This is a genomic window from Ureibacillus massiliensis 4400831 = CIP 108448 = CCUG 49529, from assembly GCF_000772965.1.
Classification (GTDB): Bacteria; Bacillota; Bacilli; order Bacillales_A; family Planococcaceae; genus Ureibacillus; species Ureibacillus massiliensis.
In genome coordinates, this window is record NZ_JPVQ01000052.1 from 1 (window position 1) to 17,730 (window position 17,730).

Below are 17,730 nucleotides of genomic sequence, written 5' to 3' on the forward strand. Positions count from 1 at the left end.
TGAGAGGTCGGCTAGCCAATTAATGGCTAGCCTCCTACTCGATTTATTTAAAGCTATATGATGATTGAAATGCAAGAAAGCTAGGAAATTGTTGAAACGATAATTTTTTAATGCTAAAAACAACAGTATTCTACGATAATTCTACAAAAAAGGGTTGCTAGATTGTCTCTCAAGAACCTCTAGCAACCCTTTTAAATTTATTTTTGACTAGTAAGAAAGTATTTTGTGACGGCAAATAAATTTATACATGTAATAATAAGTCCAACAACTAATGCAATCAGTTGATAAATAATCGGCATCTGAACAATGATACCAAGAACTATTAGAATTGAACCAATTGAACACGAAATAGCTAATTTCCAAAACTTATCAAACATAAATCGGCCTCCAAGCTTTTTTGAAGCTAAACATATCATAACGTATTTATAGCTTTTGATAAAAGATAGTTTATCTATATCTTCACATAGTTGTAAAAAATGCGACATAATTTTTTAAATTGTAGTCTGTTCTAATAATTCGTCGAACAGTTTTTTTATTTCCCTTCACTACTAGACAAATTTTACAGCTTTCGTTTTATATAATTATCCGAAAACGATAGAAGGGAATGATAGACTTGGCTAATATCGAAATGGTGTCTGAAAAGACGATAATCCAAGGAATTAAGGACGACTTTTCTATTAAAAAGATTAGTCTTATTATACATTTATTCTTCTTCATGCTAGCTTTATTTCTAGCACAAGCGGTGATGTTCGAAGCTGCAGTGCCTTTTTTATTACCTTTGTGGGCAATTGTTCGACAGCGGTATGAAAACGAGAAAGCCTTTGTGTTAATCGGGGGGATGATTGGAGCGATTACCTTAGGGCTCGGACAAGTACTTATTTTAGGATTACAAATCGTTATATATGAATTAATCGATCGATTTAAATATTGGAAACTACCGACAATGTTCTCAGTAGCGTTTGCTATATTAGTTGGACAATTTATTTGGCAAACTAGCATACATTTCGGCATCCCACCGTTTATTGTACAGCTTTATATTTATTATGAAGTCGTATTAGCATTCTTTATGACGATATTCATTCAACTATTTTTTGTGCAACCGCACCAATTTTGGTCAAAAGGTTGGAATTATGAGCGCGTTGGAGCAGGGTTAGTTATTCTAGCAATGTCTTTAACGGGTATGAATTCTATCGTTGTCTCTTATTTTGGGCTAGCGCCTTTTGTTTTACATTTAGCAATTTGTATTGCAGCTTTTGCTGGTGGAGTACCTATTGCAGCGATGATTTCAATAATAGTAGGTTCTTTAGTTGGCGTATCTGAATTAGCTTTTACAGGAATGATTGCTCTATATGGTCTAACGGGTGTTATTGCGGGTCTATTTAATGGGCTGGGTCGCACTGGGATTGTGATCAGTAGTATACTTCCTAGTGTTTTCTTTTTCTTTTACGATGCAACATTACCTCTAGATTCCGTATACTTCGTCTCTATTTTAGTTGCGGGAATTGTATTTTTTGCCATCCCTCAAAATATATTTACATTCTTACAAAATATCATTCACCCTAAACGTGATGAGGTTTTATTACAACGTCAACAATGGTTAACAGAGAACACCCAAGCAAAATTAGAAACATTCCAAAGTTTTGTTTTATTTATGAAAGAGTTAGTGTTCGATCGTTTTACATCTACAGAAAAGGTGAATGAAATAAGAAAAATTGAGCCCTCTGCTACATGTATGAGCTGTTTTCGATATGATCGTTGCTGGGGGGAAAATAATAATGGTATGGACAAGCATATTCAAGATTGGTATGTGGCAAAAAGCGGCATTAAACAAGCGGAACAAACAGTGGCTGAAGAGAAGATTAAATTAAAATGTGTGAAGTCGACTAAGTTGATAGAAGAGTTAGATTACCAGCTTTATAATGATAAAATGAACGGACAGTTCTATCACGGAAAGAAAATGATTGCCCTCCAGCTAAAAGATTTAAGCAATCACTTAAATCGATTAATGAATGAGATGAGCAGTGAAACATTATCATTTAAGACAATAGAAAATGAGTTGTACCAACATTTTAAAAGAGCGCAAGTGCAATGTTTCCAAATTGATGTCTTGAATAATACAATGGGGGAGAGAGTGATTATCTGCTCAATCGCCAAAACGCACCATTCAGTAGATGAACAACACTTATTATGTGAAAGAATTTTACTTCCAATTTTATATGAAGTATTTTCTGAGCCGTTTCAAGTTGAAAAAATATTAGATAAAAAACAACCTTTTGCTCATTTGCAAATTAGTTTTCGTTCAGCAGTTCGTTATGAATTGGAGTATGATATTTATAGTAAGGCAAAGGATTCGTGGATCTCAGGGGATACACATGCAGTATTCCGAATTCACCCGGGCCTTGTTGCCATTATGCTATCAGATGGTATGGGACAAAATAGAGAAGCACAAAGGGAAAGTAGACGGCTAGTACGTTTAATGAGAGAGTGTTTAAGCTATAATATGAATCCAGAAACAGCTATGCATACGTTACATTATGTTATGTCTTTAAATCGAGAAGTAGATATGTATGCAACTATAGATTTTGCACTTGTTGATTTACAAAAAGGAGAACTATGGTCGTGGAAAGCGGGAAGTATGTCAACGTATATATTACGTGGGAATCGATTAATAAAAGTTGATGGAGCAGCTGCCCCTGTAGGGTTTATGCCTGTATTCACAATCGAAACAGAAAAAGTTAGGCTTTTAGCAAACGACTACGTGGTGATGGTTTCGGATGGACTATTTTCAAGTGAACACGATTGGGATGAACAAGAACAATACTTTGTGGAAATATTAAAAGACAATATTGAGAATGGCATCCCGATGAATGCAATGTTATATGATTTTATGGAAAAGTTTCAAAATAAATATGAAGTTGAAGATGATTGTACGGTCATTTTGTTTAATGTTGAGCATGTTGTACCGAAATGGTCTGTTTTTAAAACAAATGTGGGTGTACATGCTTAAAAAGTGAGGTGAGAAGATGGTTTCGTTTGAAAAAAAGGTACTTAATTATATTAACGAGCATGATCTGGTCGAAAAAGGAGACCGTCTTCTCATAGCTTGTTCAGGTGGTATCGATTCAATGGGGCTACTCCATTTGTTTCATGAAAATGCGCGGAAGTTACAAGTTGAGATTTCCGTTGCCCATGTTGATCATATGTTACGAGGAGAAATTTCGGCAGAAGATAGACAATTTGTTGAAGAATTTTGTAAAGAGCGAAATATACCTGTATATAGTAAAGCGGTTGCCATTCCAGAAATTTTAAAATTAGAAGGTGGAAATTCACAGGCGATATGTCGTAGAGAACGGTATGCTTATTTTGAAGAAATTATGGAACAAAAAGCATTTACGAAGCTGGTGACCGCTCATCATGCTGACGATCAGCTAGAATCTATGCTAATGTCGATAACAAAATCTGGCTCAATAGCTGGCATAAAAGGAATGTATCCGAAAAGGAAATTCCAAGATGGGTATATTATTAGACCATTTTTATCCGTTACAAAGGAAGAGATTAAAGAATATCTAAGTGAAAAAAATGGTAGCTACCGGGAAGATAGTAGTAATGCAAAAGACAGCTACACAAGAAATCGCTTCAGACACCACGTTATTCCTTTACTAAAAAAAGAAAATGTAAACGTTCCGATGAATGCTGTTAAGCTTTCAGAATATATACAGCAGGACGATGAATTTCTAACTCATTTGGCATATGAAAAGTATAAGGAAATAGTGGAATATAATGAACATCAAGTCAAATTAAATGTAGAAGCTTTTACAAGTGAACCAGTTGCTTTACAAAGAAGAGTCATTTTAATACTATTAAACTATCTTTACAAGGACTTTTATCATGTAAATAGTGATATTCTGCTTAAATCGATACTACAATTATGTCATTCAGAAAAAGGTAGTGGGATATTATATTTGCCTGACCAATATATTGTTAATAGAAGATATGAAGAAGCCCTTTTTTTAAAGGGTGATCACATATTATCCGACAATAATTTGGATGAAAGACAACTGCTATTTAATGAGTGGAATGAACTAAAGAATGGGGTTCGGGTATACATAGGTGATGTCTCTCATGAGACCAAGCAGAATGAGTTAGGAAAATCTATGCAATACTATCTTAGTTCAAAAAACTTTTTTGCTCCGTTTAAAATAAGACCAAGAAAAAGTGGCGATCGTATTGCTCTTAAAGGAATGGCGGAATCAAAAAGATTATCCCGCCTTTTTATTGACGAAAAAATTCCGCTATCAGAACGTGATTCTTGGCCAATCCTTGTAGATGCGAATGAAGAAGTCATTTCCGTATTAGGAATTAGAACAAGCAAAAATCTTTCAAAAAATAAACGTCCCCAAGATGATATTAAAATTATTATCGAGTACAATAATGTATAGGAAAATACAACTCATCAAAGTGGGGTTTGCTTGCTCTGGCAAACTAACAAGTAGATGCATTGGACATGTAAATAGTATATTATGTACTTACATTTCGAACAAAAATTGAATGGATATAACAGGAGGAGCATTAATGATTCAACAAGACATAGAAAAAGTGATGATTACAGAGGAACAAATTCAAGAAAGAATTGTTGAAATTGGTGCGCAATTAACAGAAGAATACAAAGACCGTTTTCCACTAGCAATCGGTGTATTAAAAGGTGCAGTACCATTTATGGCAGATTTAATGAAACGATACGATTCATATATCGAAGTGGATTTTATGGACGTTTCAAGTTACGGAAATGCTACGGTTTCTTCAGGTGAAGTGAAAATTTTAAAGGATTTAAATACAAGTGTTGAAGGCAGAGATGTCATTATTATTGAAGATATTATTGATAGTGGGTTAACATTAAGTTATTTAGTAGACTTATTTAAGTACCGTAAAGCAAAATCGATTAAAATCGTGACGCTTTTAGATAAACCATCTGGTCGTAAAGTCGATTTAAAGGCAGATATCGTCGGCTTCAAAGTTCCTGATGGATTTGTAGTAGGATACGGATTAGATTACGCAGAAAAATATCGTAACTTGCCATATATTGGTATTTTAAAACGAGAAGTATATTCATTCTAGTCTTTTTTTGTAAATATTTTGACAAAAAAGACAAATGTATTCTTTTGCCGGTGCTTTTCGTTGTATGATGAAATAATCGTATGTTAAGATTTTACTTATAGTTTTTCTGTTATGTTGTGAGGAGGCTGGGGATGAATCGAATATTTCGATACACCATATTTTATTTATTAATTTTTCTCGTGATAATTGGTATTTTTGGTACTTTTAATGGGGGCAGAGCTCCATCTGAACAGTTAACTTATCATGAGTTTTTAAATGCATTAGAAACAGGTAAAATTACTGAGGCAACGATACAGCCTGCTTCTGGGGTGTTGGTTGTTGAAGGGAAATTACAAGGTTACAAAGAGGACGAAACATTCGTCGTGAACCTTTTGGATAACAACCAGGATTTGTTAACTAAAATTAATGAAGCTAGTGAAAATAATCCCAAAATAGTAATCCTAAAACAGCCAGAAACAGGTGGCTGGGTTCAGTTCTTTACGGGAATTATTCCGTTCATTATTATTATCATTTTATTCTTCTTCCTGTTGAGCCAATCTCAGGGCGGCGGTAATAAAGTGATGAACTTCGGTAAAAGTAAAGCGAAGTTGTATGATTCTGAAAAGAAAAAGGTTCGCTTTAATGATGTAGCAGGTGCTGATGAAGAAAAAGCAGAGCTTGTAGAAGTTGTTGATTTCTTGAAGGATCACCGTAAATTTACGGATATGGGTGCACGTATTCCAAAAGGGATTTTATTAGTTGGTCCTCCGGGTACAGGTAAAACTTTACTTGCTCGTGCGGTTGCAGGTGAAGCAGGCGTTCCTTTCTTCTCTATTTCTGGTTCTGACTTCGTTGAAATGTTTGTCGGTGTCGGTGCGAGTCGCGTTCGTGACTTATTTGAAAATGCGAAGAAAAATGCCCCATGTATTATTTTCATCGATGAAATCGACGCAGTAGGTCGTCAACGTGGTGCAGGTCTTGGTGGTGGTCACGATGAACGTGAACAAACTTTGAACCAATTACTAGTTGAAATGGATGGTTTCGGTGTTAATGAGGGAATTATCATTATCGCTGCTACAAACAGACCTGATATTTTAGACCCAGCGTTACTTCGTCCTGGTCGTTTTGACAGACAAATTACTGTAGGACGTCCAGACGTAAAAGGTCGTGAAGCAATTCTTAAAGTACATGCTCGTAATAAACCTTTACGTGATGATGTAGATTTGAAAGCGATTGCCACTCGTACACCTGGATTTTCTGGTGCAGACTTAGAGAACTTATTAAACGAAGCTGCATTAGTAGCTACTCGTCGTAATAAAAAGAAAATCGATATGTCTGATATCGATGAAGCAACAGACCGCGTAATTGCAGGTCCAGCAAAAACAAGTCGAGTAATTTCTGAAAAAGAGCGTAACATTGTAGCGTTTCATGAAGCTGGCCACGTAGTTGTTGGTTTAACTCTTGACCAAGCTGAAAAGGTGCATAAAGTTACGATTGTCCCTCGAGGTCAAGCTGGTGGTTATGCCGTTATGCTTCCTAAAGAAGACCGTTACTTCATGACGAAACCGGAATTGTTAGATAAAATTGCAGGTTTACTTGGAGGACGTGTTGCCGAGGATATAACATTCGGTGAAGTTTCCACTGGTGCTCATAATGACTTCCAACGTGCGACAAGTATTGCTCGCTCGATGGTAACGGAGTACGGTATGAGTGATAAACTTGGACCAATGCAATTTGGTAGTAGTCAAGGTGGTAATGTATTCTTAGGTCGTGACTTTAATTCTGAGCAAAATTACTCTGATTCAATTGCTTATGAAATTGATAAAGAAATGCAAGCAATTATCGTTGAGCAATATGAACGCACAAAACAAATTCTAACAGAGAAACGTGATTTGTTAACTTTAATTGCTAAAACATTGCTTGAAGTAGAAACTTTGGATGCACAACAAATTGAGCATTTACGTGATCACGGTAAATTACCAGAGCGCGCTGATTATTCAAATGCAGACGAAGAAGGTACAGAGCAACAAGCAGATCCTCAATCTAATGTAACAGAAGCCAATGATACTGTAGTAGAAATATCAGGCTCTACATCATTAGAACAACAAATTAATAGAGAACCTGTTGATCCAACTACTTCTGATTTGCCAAATGAAAAAACAGTGACAGAAGACCGTAATAAAGGTATCCAAGAAGATACAAATAAATAATCTAGGGCTGATTATCTATGCAACGTGTATGGATAATCAGCTTTTTTTAAGTGCAAGATAATATACGGTTTTCAGATTGCACAAATAAGTAATAACTATGATAAGATTTTTGTTATAGGTATTCTAGGAAAATTATTGGATGTGATATGAATTGATTCTAGTGTTAGATGCCGGAAATTCAACTATTGATTTAGGTGTATATAAAAATAACCATCTTTCTCATCACTGGCGGATGGAAACAAACCTACACAAAACTGAAGATGAATACGCAATGCAAGTCAAAATGTTTTTTTTACATGTTGGTATAGCAATCGAAGATGTAAAAGGTGTAATAATTTCTTCGGTTGTTCCTACAATTATGTATTCTTTAGAGGAGATGTGCCGAAAATACTTTAAAGTGAATCCACTTGTAGTTGGACCTGGTGTAAAAACAGGTTTAAATATCAAATACGAAAATCCAAGACAGGTTGGCTCAGATCGAATCGTAAATGCGGTTGCAGCAATCTCAGAATACGGAGGACGTCCGCTTATCATTGTGGACTTTGGAACGGCTATCACATACTGTTATATCGATAGTAAAGGTGACTATATCGGTGGAGCAATTACACCCGGTATTACAATTTCAATGGATGCCCTATTTACAGAGGCTTCGAAATTACCACGAATTGAAATTATGAAACCGGCAAATGTTATTGGGAAGAACACTGTATCCGCCATGCAATCAGGGATTTTTTATGGATTTATTGGACAAGTAGAAGGAATTGTAAGCCGCATCAAAGAACAAAGTAAAGAAGAACCTTTAGTAATAGCAACAGGTGGCCTATCAAAGTTGATCGGTTATGAAACAAAAGTGATAGATATTGTTGACCCACTTTTAACATTAAAGGGTCTGTATATTATTTATAAAAGAAATCAATAAGGAAAGAGGAATTCATCATGAGTGATTACTTAGTAAGAGCATTAGCGTTTAATGGGAATGTACGAGCATTTGCTACACGTACAACAGAAACAGTAGGAGAAGCGCAAAGACGTCATAATACGTGGCCAACTGCTACTGCAGCCCTGGGTCGTTCCATCACTGCAGGTGTCATGATGGGTGCAATGCTGAAAGGTGAAGATAAATTAACGATAAAAATCGAAGGGAACGGTCCAATCGGTCCACTTCTTGTCGATTCAAATGCAAAAGGTGAAGTTAGAGGCTTTGTAACTAATCCCCAGGTTCACTTTGAATTAAATAATGTGGGTAAATTGGATGTTCGTCGTGCAGTTGGAACAGAAGGTGCCATCACTGTGGTAAAAGATTTAGGATTACGTGATATGTTTTCAGGCCAAACACCAATTGTATCAGGTGAGATTGCAGAGGATTTTACATATTATTTTGCAGTTTCAGAACAAGTGCCTTCATCTGTAGGATTAGGAGTATTAGTTAATCCAGATAATAGCGTATTAGCCTCAGGAGGGTTCATTATTCAATTAATGCCTGGTTGCGACGATGAAACAATTACAAAAATCGAAACTCAGTTATCATCAATCGAACCAGTTTCGAAAATGATTGAAAAAGGGTATACACCAGAGGAAATTTTAGAAGCGGTGTTAGGTGAAGGAAATGTACAAATTTTAAATTCAATGCCAGTTGCATTTACATGTCAATGTTCGAAAGAACGTTTTGGGGCAGCAATTATAAGTTTGGGCGTAGGGGAAATTCAAGAAATGATTGATGAAGATGGTGGAGCCGAGGCGGAATGCCATTTTTGTCTAGAAAAGTACTATTTCGATAAAGCAGAACTTCAAGGTTTCATCGATGAAATCAAGGAACAATAACAATCAAAACATACAACAAAGAACAACATCATCAGAAAACAAAACGCCCCTCTCAAAACGTCGATTAAAAACAAAACCTACCTTAACTGTACTTGCAATTTTGTTAGTTGGAAATGTATTTTGGTTTGTATTGTGGATTTTAGCCAGTTTTAATAGCGGCAGTAGTAGCAGTGAGGCTGTTGCTACTGTTGACGGCGAGACAATTACCCGTCAACAATGGATGGCTTCAATGGAAAATCTCTATGGTAAAGAAACATTACATTCGTTGATAAATGAAAAGGTAATGGAAAAAGCCGCAAAAGCTTATGGGATTCAAGTTAATGATGAAGAAATTGATTTGGAGCTTTCACTAATACGTTCTACACAGGATGGTACCGATCATTCGCTAGAAATTTTAGAAGACACGCAACTTCGTCAAAAAGTTCGTAGTCAGCTTATTTTAGAAAAGGTGTTAACAAAAGATATAGTGATTGAAGAAGAAGCGGTTTTGAAATTTTATGAGGAAAATAAGAATTTATTCAATATCCCAACAACCTATCGTACAAGTTTGATTGTTGTGAATAATATAAATGATGCACAAAGTGTAAAACAAGAGCTAACTAATGGGTCTGAATTTTCCGTTCTAGCAAGAGAACGTTCTTTAGATACATCTTCAGCAAGCCTAGGTGGGAATATTGGTTATATTACGACAAGTCAAACGAATATTGATCCCGAAATTCCTAAAGTTATTGAAAACTTGGAAATGAATGAAATTAGTGAACCGTTCCTTCTAAGTGATGGTCAATATGGTATTGCATATGTAACAGAAATTATTGAAAGTAAGTCTTTTACATACGAAGAGGTCCAGGAGCATATTAAACGGGAGTTAGCGATAGACCAACTTTCATCAACCGTAACACCTGAAATGTTTTGGGATGAATTTAAAGCAAGTTCATTTTACTTAAACTAACCTAATTATTATATTCTTCTTATATCAAAAATTATTTACAATTAATGGGTTGCTGATTGACAACATATTATTAAATTGGTAATATACTAAATGGGTAAAACATATAAAATTAGTAGGGATTTAATGAATGGGAGGAATAATCATGAGTAAATTAGCAAATTCAGTAACGGAATTAGTAGGTCGTACACCAATCGTAAAACTTAACCATGCTACAACTGAAAACGAAGGTACAGTTTATGTTAAGTTAGAATTTTTCAACCCAGGTAGCTCAGTAAAAGACCGTATTGCATTAGCTATGATTGAAGCTGCTGAAAAAGATGGCACATTACAACCTGGTGGTACAATTATCGAGCCAACTTCAGGTAACACTGGTATTGGTCTTGCGATGATTGCTGCTGCAAAAGGCTACCGTGCAATTTTAGTAATGCCAGAAACAATGAGTATTGAGCGTCGTAAGCTACTTCGTGCATACGGTGCTGAACTAGTATTAACACCTGGTCCAGAAGGAATGAAAGGTGCCATTGCAAAAGCCGAAAGCTTAGCAAAAGAAAATGGCTATTTTTTACCACAACAGTTTGATAACCCAGCAAATGCTGAAGTTCACCGTTTAACAACAGGTCCTGAAATTGTTGAAGCTTTTGAAGGTGTTAAACTAGATGCTTTTGTTGCAGGTATCGGTACAGGTGGAACAATTACAGGTGCTGGCGAAGTGTTAAAAGAAAAGTATCCAGAAATCGAAATTATTGCAGTTGAACCAAAAGATTCTCCAGTTCTTTCTGAAGGTAGATCAGGTTCACATAAAATTCAAGGTATCGGTGCTGGTTTCGTACCAAAAGTATTAAATACAGAAGTTTATACTTCTATTTTCCCTGTAGATAATGAAACAGCATTTGAAGTAGCGCGTAAAACAGGTCGTGAAGAAGGTATTTTAGTAGGTATATCTTCTGGCGCAGCAATTCATGCTGCAATTGAAACAGCAAAACGTCTTGGCAAAGGTTCAAATGTATTAGCGATTGTTCCTTCTAATGGTGAACGCTATTTATCAACAGCTTTATACCAATTTGAAGACTAAGAATACAAATGGTCAAAGGCAAAATCCTTATTGAAAGGGATTTTGCCTTTTTTATGTTTTTAAGCAAAATAGAATGCTAAAACCCGAGTAGGTTGTTCTTAATTCTCCGTTTATGCTATCTTCAATTTGTAACATGAAAAATATGGAAAGGGGCAGTGTAAATGATTTTATGGATGGATGGGCAGTTTATAGAAGAGGAGCAAGATATAAAAATCTCCCCATTTGACCATGGTTATTTATATGGATTAAACTTTTTCAAGACATTTCGAACGTATAAGGGAAAAGTAGTATTATTTCAAGAGCATTATGGTCGGCTTATTAGTACATTAAATGAATATCGGATAAAAATGCCCTATACTATAAGAGAGCTTATGGAAATTATTAAGGAAATGACGAATAAAGCAAATGGTCGGGATGGAAAGATCCTTTTAAATATTTCAGCCGGCAATCAAAATAAAACACTTCAGTTTCAGTCAAAATATAGTGAACCAAACGTTATCATTTTTTATGAATCTCTAGAAGAAAGAAAACGGGGATTAGTAAAGTCCGGTAGATGGCTGAAAACGAAAAAAGATCCAGCTAAGTATAATAATAAATATTTGGGAAGCCTAGAAATTGATAATATAGAGGAGGTGGAAGGATTTTTCACCACCCCAAAAGGGTATATTACAGATGGACTTCATTCAAATATTTTTTGGGTTAAGGATCAAATTTTATATACACCGGATTCTATTTTGGGGATTGAAGAAGGCGTCATCAGACAATGGGTAATCCAAACTGCAAAAATATTAGGTTATAGAGTGATAGAAGGCGTTTTTTTCCCTAAAGAACTAGAGACTGCTTTTGAATGCTTTATTACGAACTCAGTCGATGAAATAGTCCCAATTTCGAACATAGGAAGAGCTAAATTTTTAGGTGAAAACGGTCCGTTATATCAACAGCTACACCAAGCATACATAGATGAAATTTTAAAGACGATAAGAGAGGCGATATAACATGTTATCTAAATACTCTAAACCAATCATTTTAAACAATATTGAACTAGATTATCGGAAAGAAACGTTTGTTATGGGTATCCTAAATGTAACACCAGATTCATTTTCTGATGGAGGAAAATATAACTCAGTACAAGCAGCAGTTCAACATGCAAAGGAAATGGTGGCTAATGGTGCCAAAATAATTGATGTTGGTGGTGAGTCAACTCGTCCGGGATATACAAGAATTTCGGATGAAGAAGAAATCTCACGTATAGTACCTGTAATAAAGGCTTTACGAGAAGAAGTACCTGTAATTATTTCAATCGATACATATAAATCAGCAGTTGCTCGTGCAGCTATTGAAGCAGGAGCGCACATGATAAATGATATTTGGGGTGCAAAAAGTGATCCGGAAATAGTAAAGGTTGCCGCAGAATTAAAAGCCCCCATTATTTTAATGCACAATCGTGATAATACATCTTATACGAATTATTTTGAAGACTATTTAAATGATTTAAAAGAAAGTATAGAAATTGCAAAACGAGCTGGTGTGCCAGATGAACATATTATTTTAGATCCAGGCATTGGGTTTGTGAAAAATTTACAGCAGAGCATCGAAACAATGCAAAGATTAGACGAGCTAGTTGAAATTGGCTACCCAGTATTGCTTGCGACTTCTCGTAAACGAATGATTGGTACTATATTAAATCTACCTTTAGATGAGAGAGTAGAAGGAACTGCCGCAACTTGCGCCTTTGGTGTAATGAAAGGATGCCATATCGTTCGTGTACATGATGTAAAAGAAGTTGCACGTACTGTTCAGATGATAGATGCCCTAATGGGAAAAGTTATAATACAAGATGAATTACCAGATAGACATTAATAGGGTTAATTGAAGGAGACGCTTTATGGATTATATACATTTACGAGATATGCAGTTTTTCGGATATCATGGCGTATTAAAAGAAGAGAATGTTTTAGGTCAACGATTCCGTGTTTCTGTAACCTTAGCATTAAAAACTGAAAAAGCAGGAATATCCGATAACTTAGAAGACACTGTTAGTTATGTTGGTGTTTATGATATTTGTAAGGATATTGTAGAAGGAAAACCTTTCAAATTAATTGAGGCAGTTGCAGAATCCATTGCAAAAAAAGTACTAACGGATTATGAAGGTCAAGTTTTTGGGGTAAAAGTTGAGGTCATTAAACCAGATCCTCCTATACCTGGACATTATAAAGAGGTGGCAGTAGAAATAGTAAGAGGGCATTATCATGAATGATGTTTATTTATCATTGGGGACGAATATCGGAAATAGAGAACAAAACTTAAAACTAGCAGTAAAGCTTCTTCAAGAGTCTAAAAGCGTGAAAATCAAGGCTGTTTCCTCTATATATGAAACGGCACCAGTAGGATATGTGGATCAGCCATCTTTTTTAAACATCGCTATTTTTTTGCAAACATCAAACTCAGCTGATGAAATGCTGAAAATATGCCAATCTATTGAAATTAAACTAGGCCGCGTTCGTGAAATTCGATGGGGTCCTCGTATTATAGACCTTGACATTTTATTATTTAATAACGACAATATTGGAGTTGAGAACCTAATTGTTCCTCATCCGAGAATGTATGAACGTGCTTTTGTTCTAGTTCCTTTATTAGAGATTGCTACACAACCTTTATCAGAACAGCTTCTATTAGCAAAGCAGCGCGTAAAAAGTATGGATCTTGTAAAGGAAGGTATCCATCTTTGGAAATCAACAGAAAACCTTCAAAAGTTTATAGAGATAGAAGAATAATCATAGATTTTTTACTAATATGCGTTTTTACGTCGGTGACATATAAATGGTTAACAAATATAAAGGAAGAAGCCACTTCCAAAGAGGAGGAGACGTAATTGACTTCACAAGACAAGCCATTTCAAATTGGCGATATCATCATGGATAATCGTGTTGTGTTAGCACCGATGGCCGGAGTTTGTAATTCTGCCTTCCGTTTAACTGTTAAAGAATTCGGAGCGGGTTTAGTATATGCGGAAATGATCAGTGATAAAGGTTTAGTCCAACGCAATCAAAAAACATTAGATATGTTATATATCGATGAGCGAGAGTATCCTCTCTCATTACAAATTTTTGGTGGGGAAAAGGATACGTTAGTTGAAGCGGCGAAATACGTTGATCAAAATACGAATGCAAATATTATCGATATTAATATGGGTTGCCCAGTTAACAAAATTATTAAATGCGAAGCAGGTGCAAAATGGCTGCTCGATCCAAACAAAATTTATGAAATGGTATCAGCTGTAGTGGATGCAGTGAAAAAGCCAGTTAGTGTAAAAATGCGTATTGGATGGGACGAAGATCATATATTCGCAATCGAAAATGCTCAAGCTGCAGAGCGTGCTGGTGCTTCTGCTATCGCTATGCATGGTCGTACACGTGTACAAATGTATGAAGGTAAAGCGAACTGGGAAGTTCTAAAGGAAGTTAAGAAAAACATTAAAATACCATTCATCGGCAATGGCGACGTAGAGACTCCGCAAGATGCTAAACGTATGTTAGATGAAGTAGGTGCTGATGCTGTAATGATCGGCCGAGCAGCACTAGGAGACCCATGGATGATTTATCGTACGGTACATTATTTAGAAACAGGGGAATTAAAACCTGAACCTTCCGTGAGTGAAAAGATGGATGTATGTTTACTTCACTTTGAACGATTAATGCAATTAAAAGGTGAAAGTATTGCAGTTCGTGAAATGCGTAAGCATGCCTCATGGTATTTAAAAGGCATTCGTGGTAATGGTAAAATTCGTAATACAATTAACCAAATAGAAACAGCTGCAGAGTTACGACTTTTATTAAATAATGTAGTAGAACTATTGGAAGAAACATCAGATCAACAAGCAGAAGCGATTTAATAAAAAACAGCCATTTACCAAAGTGATAGATGGCTGCTTTTTTATGCAATTATTTTGAGGATACAGCTTCTTTTGTTGGACCCATAATTCCAGGCACTGTTAAACCTGCCTGTCTAATAAGTACTTGCATTTGTGCGCGGTGATGTGTTTGATGGTCAATCATCTTACGTAATAAAGAACCTATTGCAGTTGGCTGACCGTGGCTATCCACTTCTTTAAGGAGTTCTTCATCAGTCAAACTTTCTTTTACTGTTTGTACAATATTCTCGCTTACCTGTTTATAAGCCTCTGTAATTGCCTTTATAGTTTGAGGTACTTCAGCAGGATTAAGCTTTACTTTAAGATTTAGGCCTATCAAGCTCATAAAATAAGCTGGTGAATTCGTTAAATGCCAACTAAGCCATTCAAGAGAATTGTGTCCTTCTACAATCTCAAAACTCTTTTTCTCATCAGTTATAGCCTCAAAAATTGAGATTGTTCCTTTACTGCTATCTTCCCATTCTTGAATAAAGTCATCTAATTTACGATACATGCAAATATCCCCTTTCTAATGTGAATTTAGTTATCAGCATAATCTTATTACATTTTAGGAAAGAATAGTTAGGAATTTGATTTCAAAAAAGTCTAATTATTATAATATCGATAAAATCAGTCGAAAGAGATGAATAGTTAACAAAAATTGTGTACAATGGGTACATTATGGGTAAAATTTTCGATCGTTGAAAAGTTATTAAGGAGTGAAATACGTGTCAAACATTGAAGAATTAAACGACCAACTTTTGGTGAGACGCCAAAAGATGACGAATATTCGAGAAAGTGGTTTAGATCCTTTTGGTAGCCGCTTTGAACGCACACATCTTTCAAATGAAGTACTTGAACAATTTAAAGAGTTCACAAAAGAACAATTGGAAGAAGACCTACATGAAGTCGTTATTGCTGGTAGAATCATGACAAAACGTGGGAAAGGTAAAGCTGGGTTTGCGCACATTCAAGATTTAGGTGGTCAAATTCAAATTTACGTTCGTAAAGATCATGTTGGTGATGATGCATATGAGTTATTTAATCAAGCGGATTTAGGTGATATCGTTGGCATTCGAGGCAACGTGTTCCGTACACAAGTGGGTGAACTATCTGTAAAAGCAGAAGAATTTACGTTCCTTACTAAAGCGTTGCGTCCAATGCCTGAGAAATTCCATGGCTTACAGGATGTTGAACAACGCTATCGCCAGCGATATTTAGATTTAATGACAAACGCTGAAAGTAAAGAAACTTTCATTACTCGTTCTAGAATTATACGTTCTATACGTAACTATTTAGATGCTCAAGGATACCTTGAAGTTGAAACGCCATTATTACATACAATTGCTGGCGGTGCAGCTGCAAAACCATTTATTACACACCATAACGCATTAGATATGGATTTATATTTACGTATCGCAATTGAGCTTCATTTAAAACGTTTAATCGTTGGTGGATTAGAGAAAGTATACGAAATAGGACGTGTATTCCGTAACGAAGGTGTATCTACTCGTCATAATCCAGAGTTCACATTATTAGAATTATATGGTGCTTACTTGGATTACCAAGACATTATGGAATTAACCGAAAATGTTATTTCTCATGTAGCACAAGATGTACTTGGTACAACAACGATAAAATATGGCGAAGATGAAATCAATTTAGCGCCAGGCTGGAAACGAGTGCACATGGTGGATGCAGTAAAAGAAGCTACAGGTGTTGATTTCTGGCAACCTATGACGAAGGAAGAAGCTCGTGAGCTTGCCAATAAACATAATGTAGAAGTTAAAGATGTGCATGAAGTAGGTCACATTATTAATGAATTCTTTGAACAAAAAGTTGAAGAGTCATTAGTTCAACCTACTTTTGTATATGGACATCCTGTTGAAATTTCTCCACTTGCTAAGAAAAATCCAGAAGACCCACGCTTCACAGATCGTTTTGAATTATTTATTGTTAGACGTGAGCATGCAAATGCCTTCACTGAATTGAATGATCCAATCGATCAAAAAGAACGCTTTGAAGCACAATTAGCAGAAAAAGAAGCTGGTAACGATGAAGCCCATGACATGGACCGTGACTTTATCGAGGCTTTAGAATATGGTATGCCGCCAACAGGTGGTCTAGGTATCGGAATTGATCGTCTAGTTATGTTATTAACAAACGCACAATCAATTCGTGATATATTACTATTCCCAACGATGCGTCATAAAGATTAATTCAATTAATAAAATAGCAGAAGCCACTTAAGAGGCTTCTGCTATTTTTATTAAGATAGTAATAGTTATTTTAATCGAGGCCTTAAAAACTAGTGTTATCAAATTCGAATCATACCTAACCCTTACCTAGAAAATTCGATAGAGAAATATTTTAAGAAACCTAGCGTTATGATTGATTTAATACTTCTCATATTATAAAATGAATAAACTTCAAATATGAGGTTTTATGTATCTTATAAAAATATAAAAAAAGTTTATAAAAACACTTGCATTGTTTGTTTCTAGGTGTTATATTTATATCCGTCGCTAAAACAGCGACTATAACAACGAAATAAAAAATAAAAAAATAGTTGACTCGCATAAATGGTTGTGATATACTATAAAAGTTGCTGTTACGAACGGCAACCAAAATGAACCTTGAAAACTGAACAACAAAACGTTAATGAATTAAACGT

At 35.5% G+C, this 17,730-nt stretch carries 16 protein-coding genes; 14 read left to right on the forward strand and 2 right to left on the reverse strand.

The genetic code is table 11. From position 1 onward, the window contains the following. Positions 1-197: 197 nt before the first annotated feature. A complete protein-coding gene (locus tag CD30_RS16805; RefSeq protein ID WP_036179531.1) occupies positions 198-377 on the reverse strand; it encodes a hypothetical protein in 180 nt (59 codons plus the stop codon). Positions 378-613: 236 nt separating this feature from the next. Between CD30_RS16805 and CD30_RS16810 the strand changes: the two genes are divergently transcribed. From CD30_RS16810 to dusB, 13 genes are all read left to right on the forward strand, one after another. After that, positions 614-3,007, forward strand: coding sequence for a SpoIIE family protein phosphatase (locus tag CD30_RS16810; protein WP_170933677.1), 2,394 nt, complete (start codon positions 614-616; stop codon positions 3,005-3,007). A gap of 16 nt (positions 3,008-3,023) precedes the next feature. Beyond that, positions 3,024-4,439: a tRNA lysidine(34) synthetase TilS gene (tilS, locus tag CD30_RS16815; RefSeq protein ID WP_036179534.1), complete on the forward strand. Its 1,416-nt coding sequence runs from the start codon at positions 3,024-3,026 to the stop codon at positions 4,437-4,439. Positions 4,440-4,572: 133 nt separating this feature from the next. After that, positions 4,573-5,115, forward strand: a complete 543-nt coding sequence (hpt, locus tag CD30_RS16820) for a hypoxanthine phosphoribosyltransferase (protein WP_036179537.1) — start codon at positions 4,573-4,575, stop codon at positions 5,113-5,115. Between the two features lie 131 nt (positions 5,116-5,246). Further along, the gene (ftsH, locus tag CD30_RS16825; protein ID WP_036179541.1) at positions 5,247-7,304 is read left to right on the forward strand and encodes an ATP-dependent zinc metalloprotease FtsH; all 2,058 of its coding nucleotides are present in this window, start codon (positions 5,247-5,249) and stop codon (positions 7,302-7,304) included. A gap of 151 nt (positions 7,305-7,455) precedes the next feature. Continuing rightward, on the forward strand, positions 7,456-8,223 hold the full coding sequence (locus CD30_RS16830; protein WP_036179544.1) for a type III pantothenate kinase: 768 nt from the start codon (positions 7,456-7,458) through the stop codon (positions 8,221-8,223). Positions 8,224-8,240: 17 nt separating this feature from the next. Next, positions 8,241-9,125, forward strand: a complete 885-nt coding sequence (gene hslO, locus CD30_RS16835; RefSeq protein WP_036179547.1) for an Hsp33 family molecular chaperone HslO — start codon at positions 8,241-8,243, stop codon at positions 9,123-9,125. Further along, the gene (locus tag CD30_RS16840; RefSeq protein ID WP_036179551.1) at positions 9,106-10,074 is read left to right on the forward strand and encodes a peptidyl-prolyl cis-trans isomerase; all 969 of its coding nucleotides are present in this window, start codon (positions 9,106-9,108) and stop codon (positions 10,072-10,074) included. Before hslO ends, CD30_RS16840 begins: the two co-directional genes overlap by 20 nt. Positions 10,075-10,216: 142 nt before the next feature. Beyond that, positions 10,217-11,146, forward strand: coding sequence for a cysteine synthase A (gene cysK, locus CD30_RS16845; RefSeq protein ID WP_036179554.1), 930 nt, complete (start codon positions 10,217-10,219; stop codon positions 11,144-11,146). 161 nt (positions 11,147-11,307) lie between these two features. Next, positions 11,308-12,141: an aminotransferase class IV gene (locus CD30_RS16850; RefSeq protein ID WP_036179557.1), complete on the forward strand. Its 834-nt coding sequence runs from the start codon at positions 11,308-11,310 to the stop codon at positions 12,139-12,141. Position 12,142: 1 nt separating this feature from the next. Beyond that, positions 12,143-13,006, forward strand: a complete 864-nt coding sequence (gene folP, locus CD30_RS16855; RefSeq protein ID WP_036179560.1) for a dihydropteroate synthase — start codon at positions 12,143-12,145, stop codon at positions 13,004-13,006. A gap of 25 nt (positions 13,007-13,031) precedes the next feature. Beyond that, a complete protein-coding gene (gene folB, locus CD30_RS16860) occupies positions 13,032-13,403 on the forward strand; it encodes a dihydroneopterin aldolase (RefSeq protein WP_036179564.1) in 372 nt (123 codons plus the stop codon). Further along, on the forward strand, positions 13,396-13,920 hold the full coding sequence (gene folK / locus CD30_RS16865; RefSeq protein ID WP_084078029.1) for a 2-amino-4-hydroxy-6-hydroxymethyldihydropteridine diphosphokinase: 525 nt from the start codon (positions 13,396-13,398) through the stop codon (positions 13,918-13,920). The genes folB and folK overlap by 8 nt, the downstream gene beginning before the upstream one ends. Before the next feature lie 140 nt (positions 13,921-14,060). Next, positions 14,061-15,038, forward strand: a complete 978-nt coding sequence (dusB, locus tag CD30_RS16870) for a tRNA dihydrouridine synthase DusB (protein WP_170933679.1) — start codon at positions 14,061-14,063, stop codon at positions 15,036-15,038. Positions 15,039-15,087: 49 nt separating this feature from the next. Here the strand turns inward: dusB and CD30_RS16875 are convergent, their stop codons facing one another. Then, the gene (locus CD30_RS16875; protein WP_036179573.1) at positions 15,088-15,570 is read right to left on the reverse strand and encodes a DinB family protein; all 483 of its coding nucleotides are present in this window, start codon (positions 15,568-15,570) and stop codon (positions 15,088-15,090) included. Between the two features lie 205 nt (positions 15,571-15,775). Between CD30_RS16875 and lysS the strand changes: the two genes are divergently transcribed. Then, on the forward strand, positions 15,776-17,275 hold the full coding sequence (gene lysS / locus CD30_RS16880) for a lysine--tRNA ligase (RefSeq protein WP_170933678.1): 1,500 nt from the start codon (positions 15,776-15,778) through the stop codon (positions 17,273-17,275). Positions 17,276-17,730: the final 455 nt, after the last annotated feature.

Bases quoted from the DNA above. Each gene is read 5' to 3' on its own strand.
- folB (WP_036179564.1), top strand. From the start codon at position 13,032: ATGGATTATATACATTTACGAGATATGCAGTTTTTCGGATATCATGGC.
- CD30_RS16805 (WP_036179531.1), bottom strand. From the start codon at position 377: ATGTTTGATAAGTTTTGGAAATTAGCTATTTCGTGTTCAATTGGTTCA.
- CD30_RS16850 (WP_036179557.1), top strand. From the start codon at position 11,308: ATGATTTTATGGATGGATGGGCAGTTTATAGAAGAGGAGCAAGATATA.
- CD30_RS16840 (WP_036179551.1), top strand. From the start codon at position 9,106: ATGAAATCAAGGAACAATAACAATCAAAACATACAACAAAGAACAACA.
- ftsH (WP_036179541.1), top strand. From the start codon at position 5,247: ATGAATCGAATATTTCGATACACCATATTTTATTTATTAATTTTTCTC.
- folP (WP_036179560.1), top strand. From the start codon at position 12,143: ATGTTATCTAAATACTCTAAACCAATCATTTTAAACAATATTGAACTA.
- dusB (WP_170933679.1), top strand. From the start codon at position 14,061: ATGGATAATCGTGTTGTGTTAGCACCGATGGCCGGAGTTTGTAATTCT.
- hpt (WP_036179537.1), top strand. From the start codon at position 4,573: ATGATTCAACAAGACATAGAAAAAGTGATGATTACAGAGGAACAAATT.
- cysK (WP_036179554.1), top strand. From the start codon at position 10,217: ATGAGTAAATTAGCAAATTCAGTAACGGAATTAGTAGGTCGTACACCA.
- folK (WP_084078029.1), top strand. From the start codon at position 13,396: ATGAATGATGTTTATTTATCATTGGGGACGAATATCGGAAATAGAGAA.
- CD30_RS16875 (WP_036179573.1), bottom strand. From the start codon at position 15,570: ATGTATCGTAAATTAGATGACTTTATTCAAGAATGGGAAGATAGCAGT.
- hslO (WP_036179547.1), top strand. From the start codon at position 8,241: ATGAGTGATTACTTAGTAAGAGCATTAGCGTTTAATGGGAATGTACGA.
- tilS (WP_036179534.1), top strand. From the start codon at position 3,024: ATGGTTTCGTTTGAAAAAAAGGTACTTAATTATATTAACGAGCATGAT.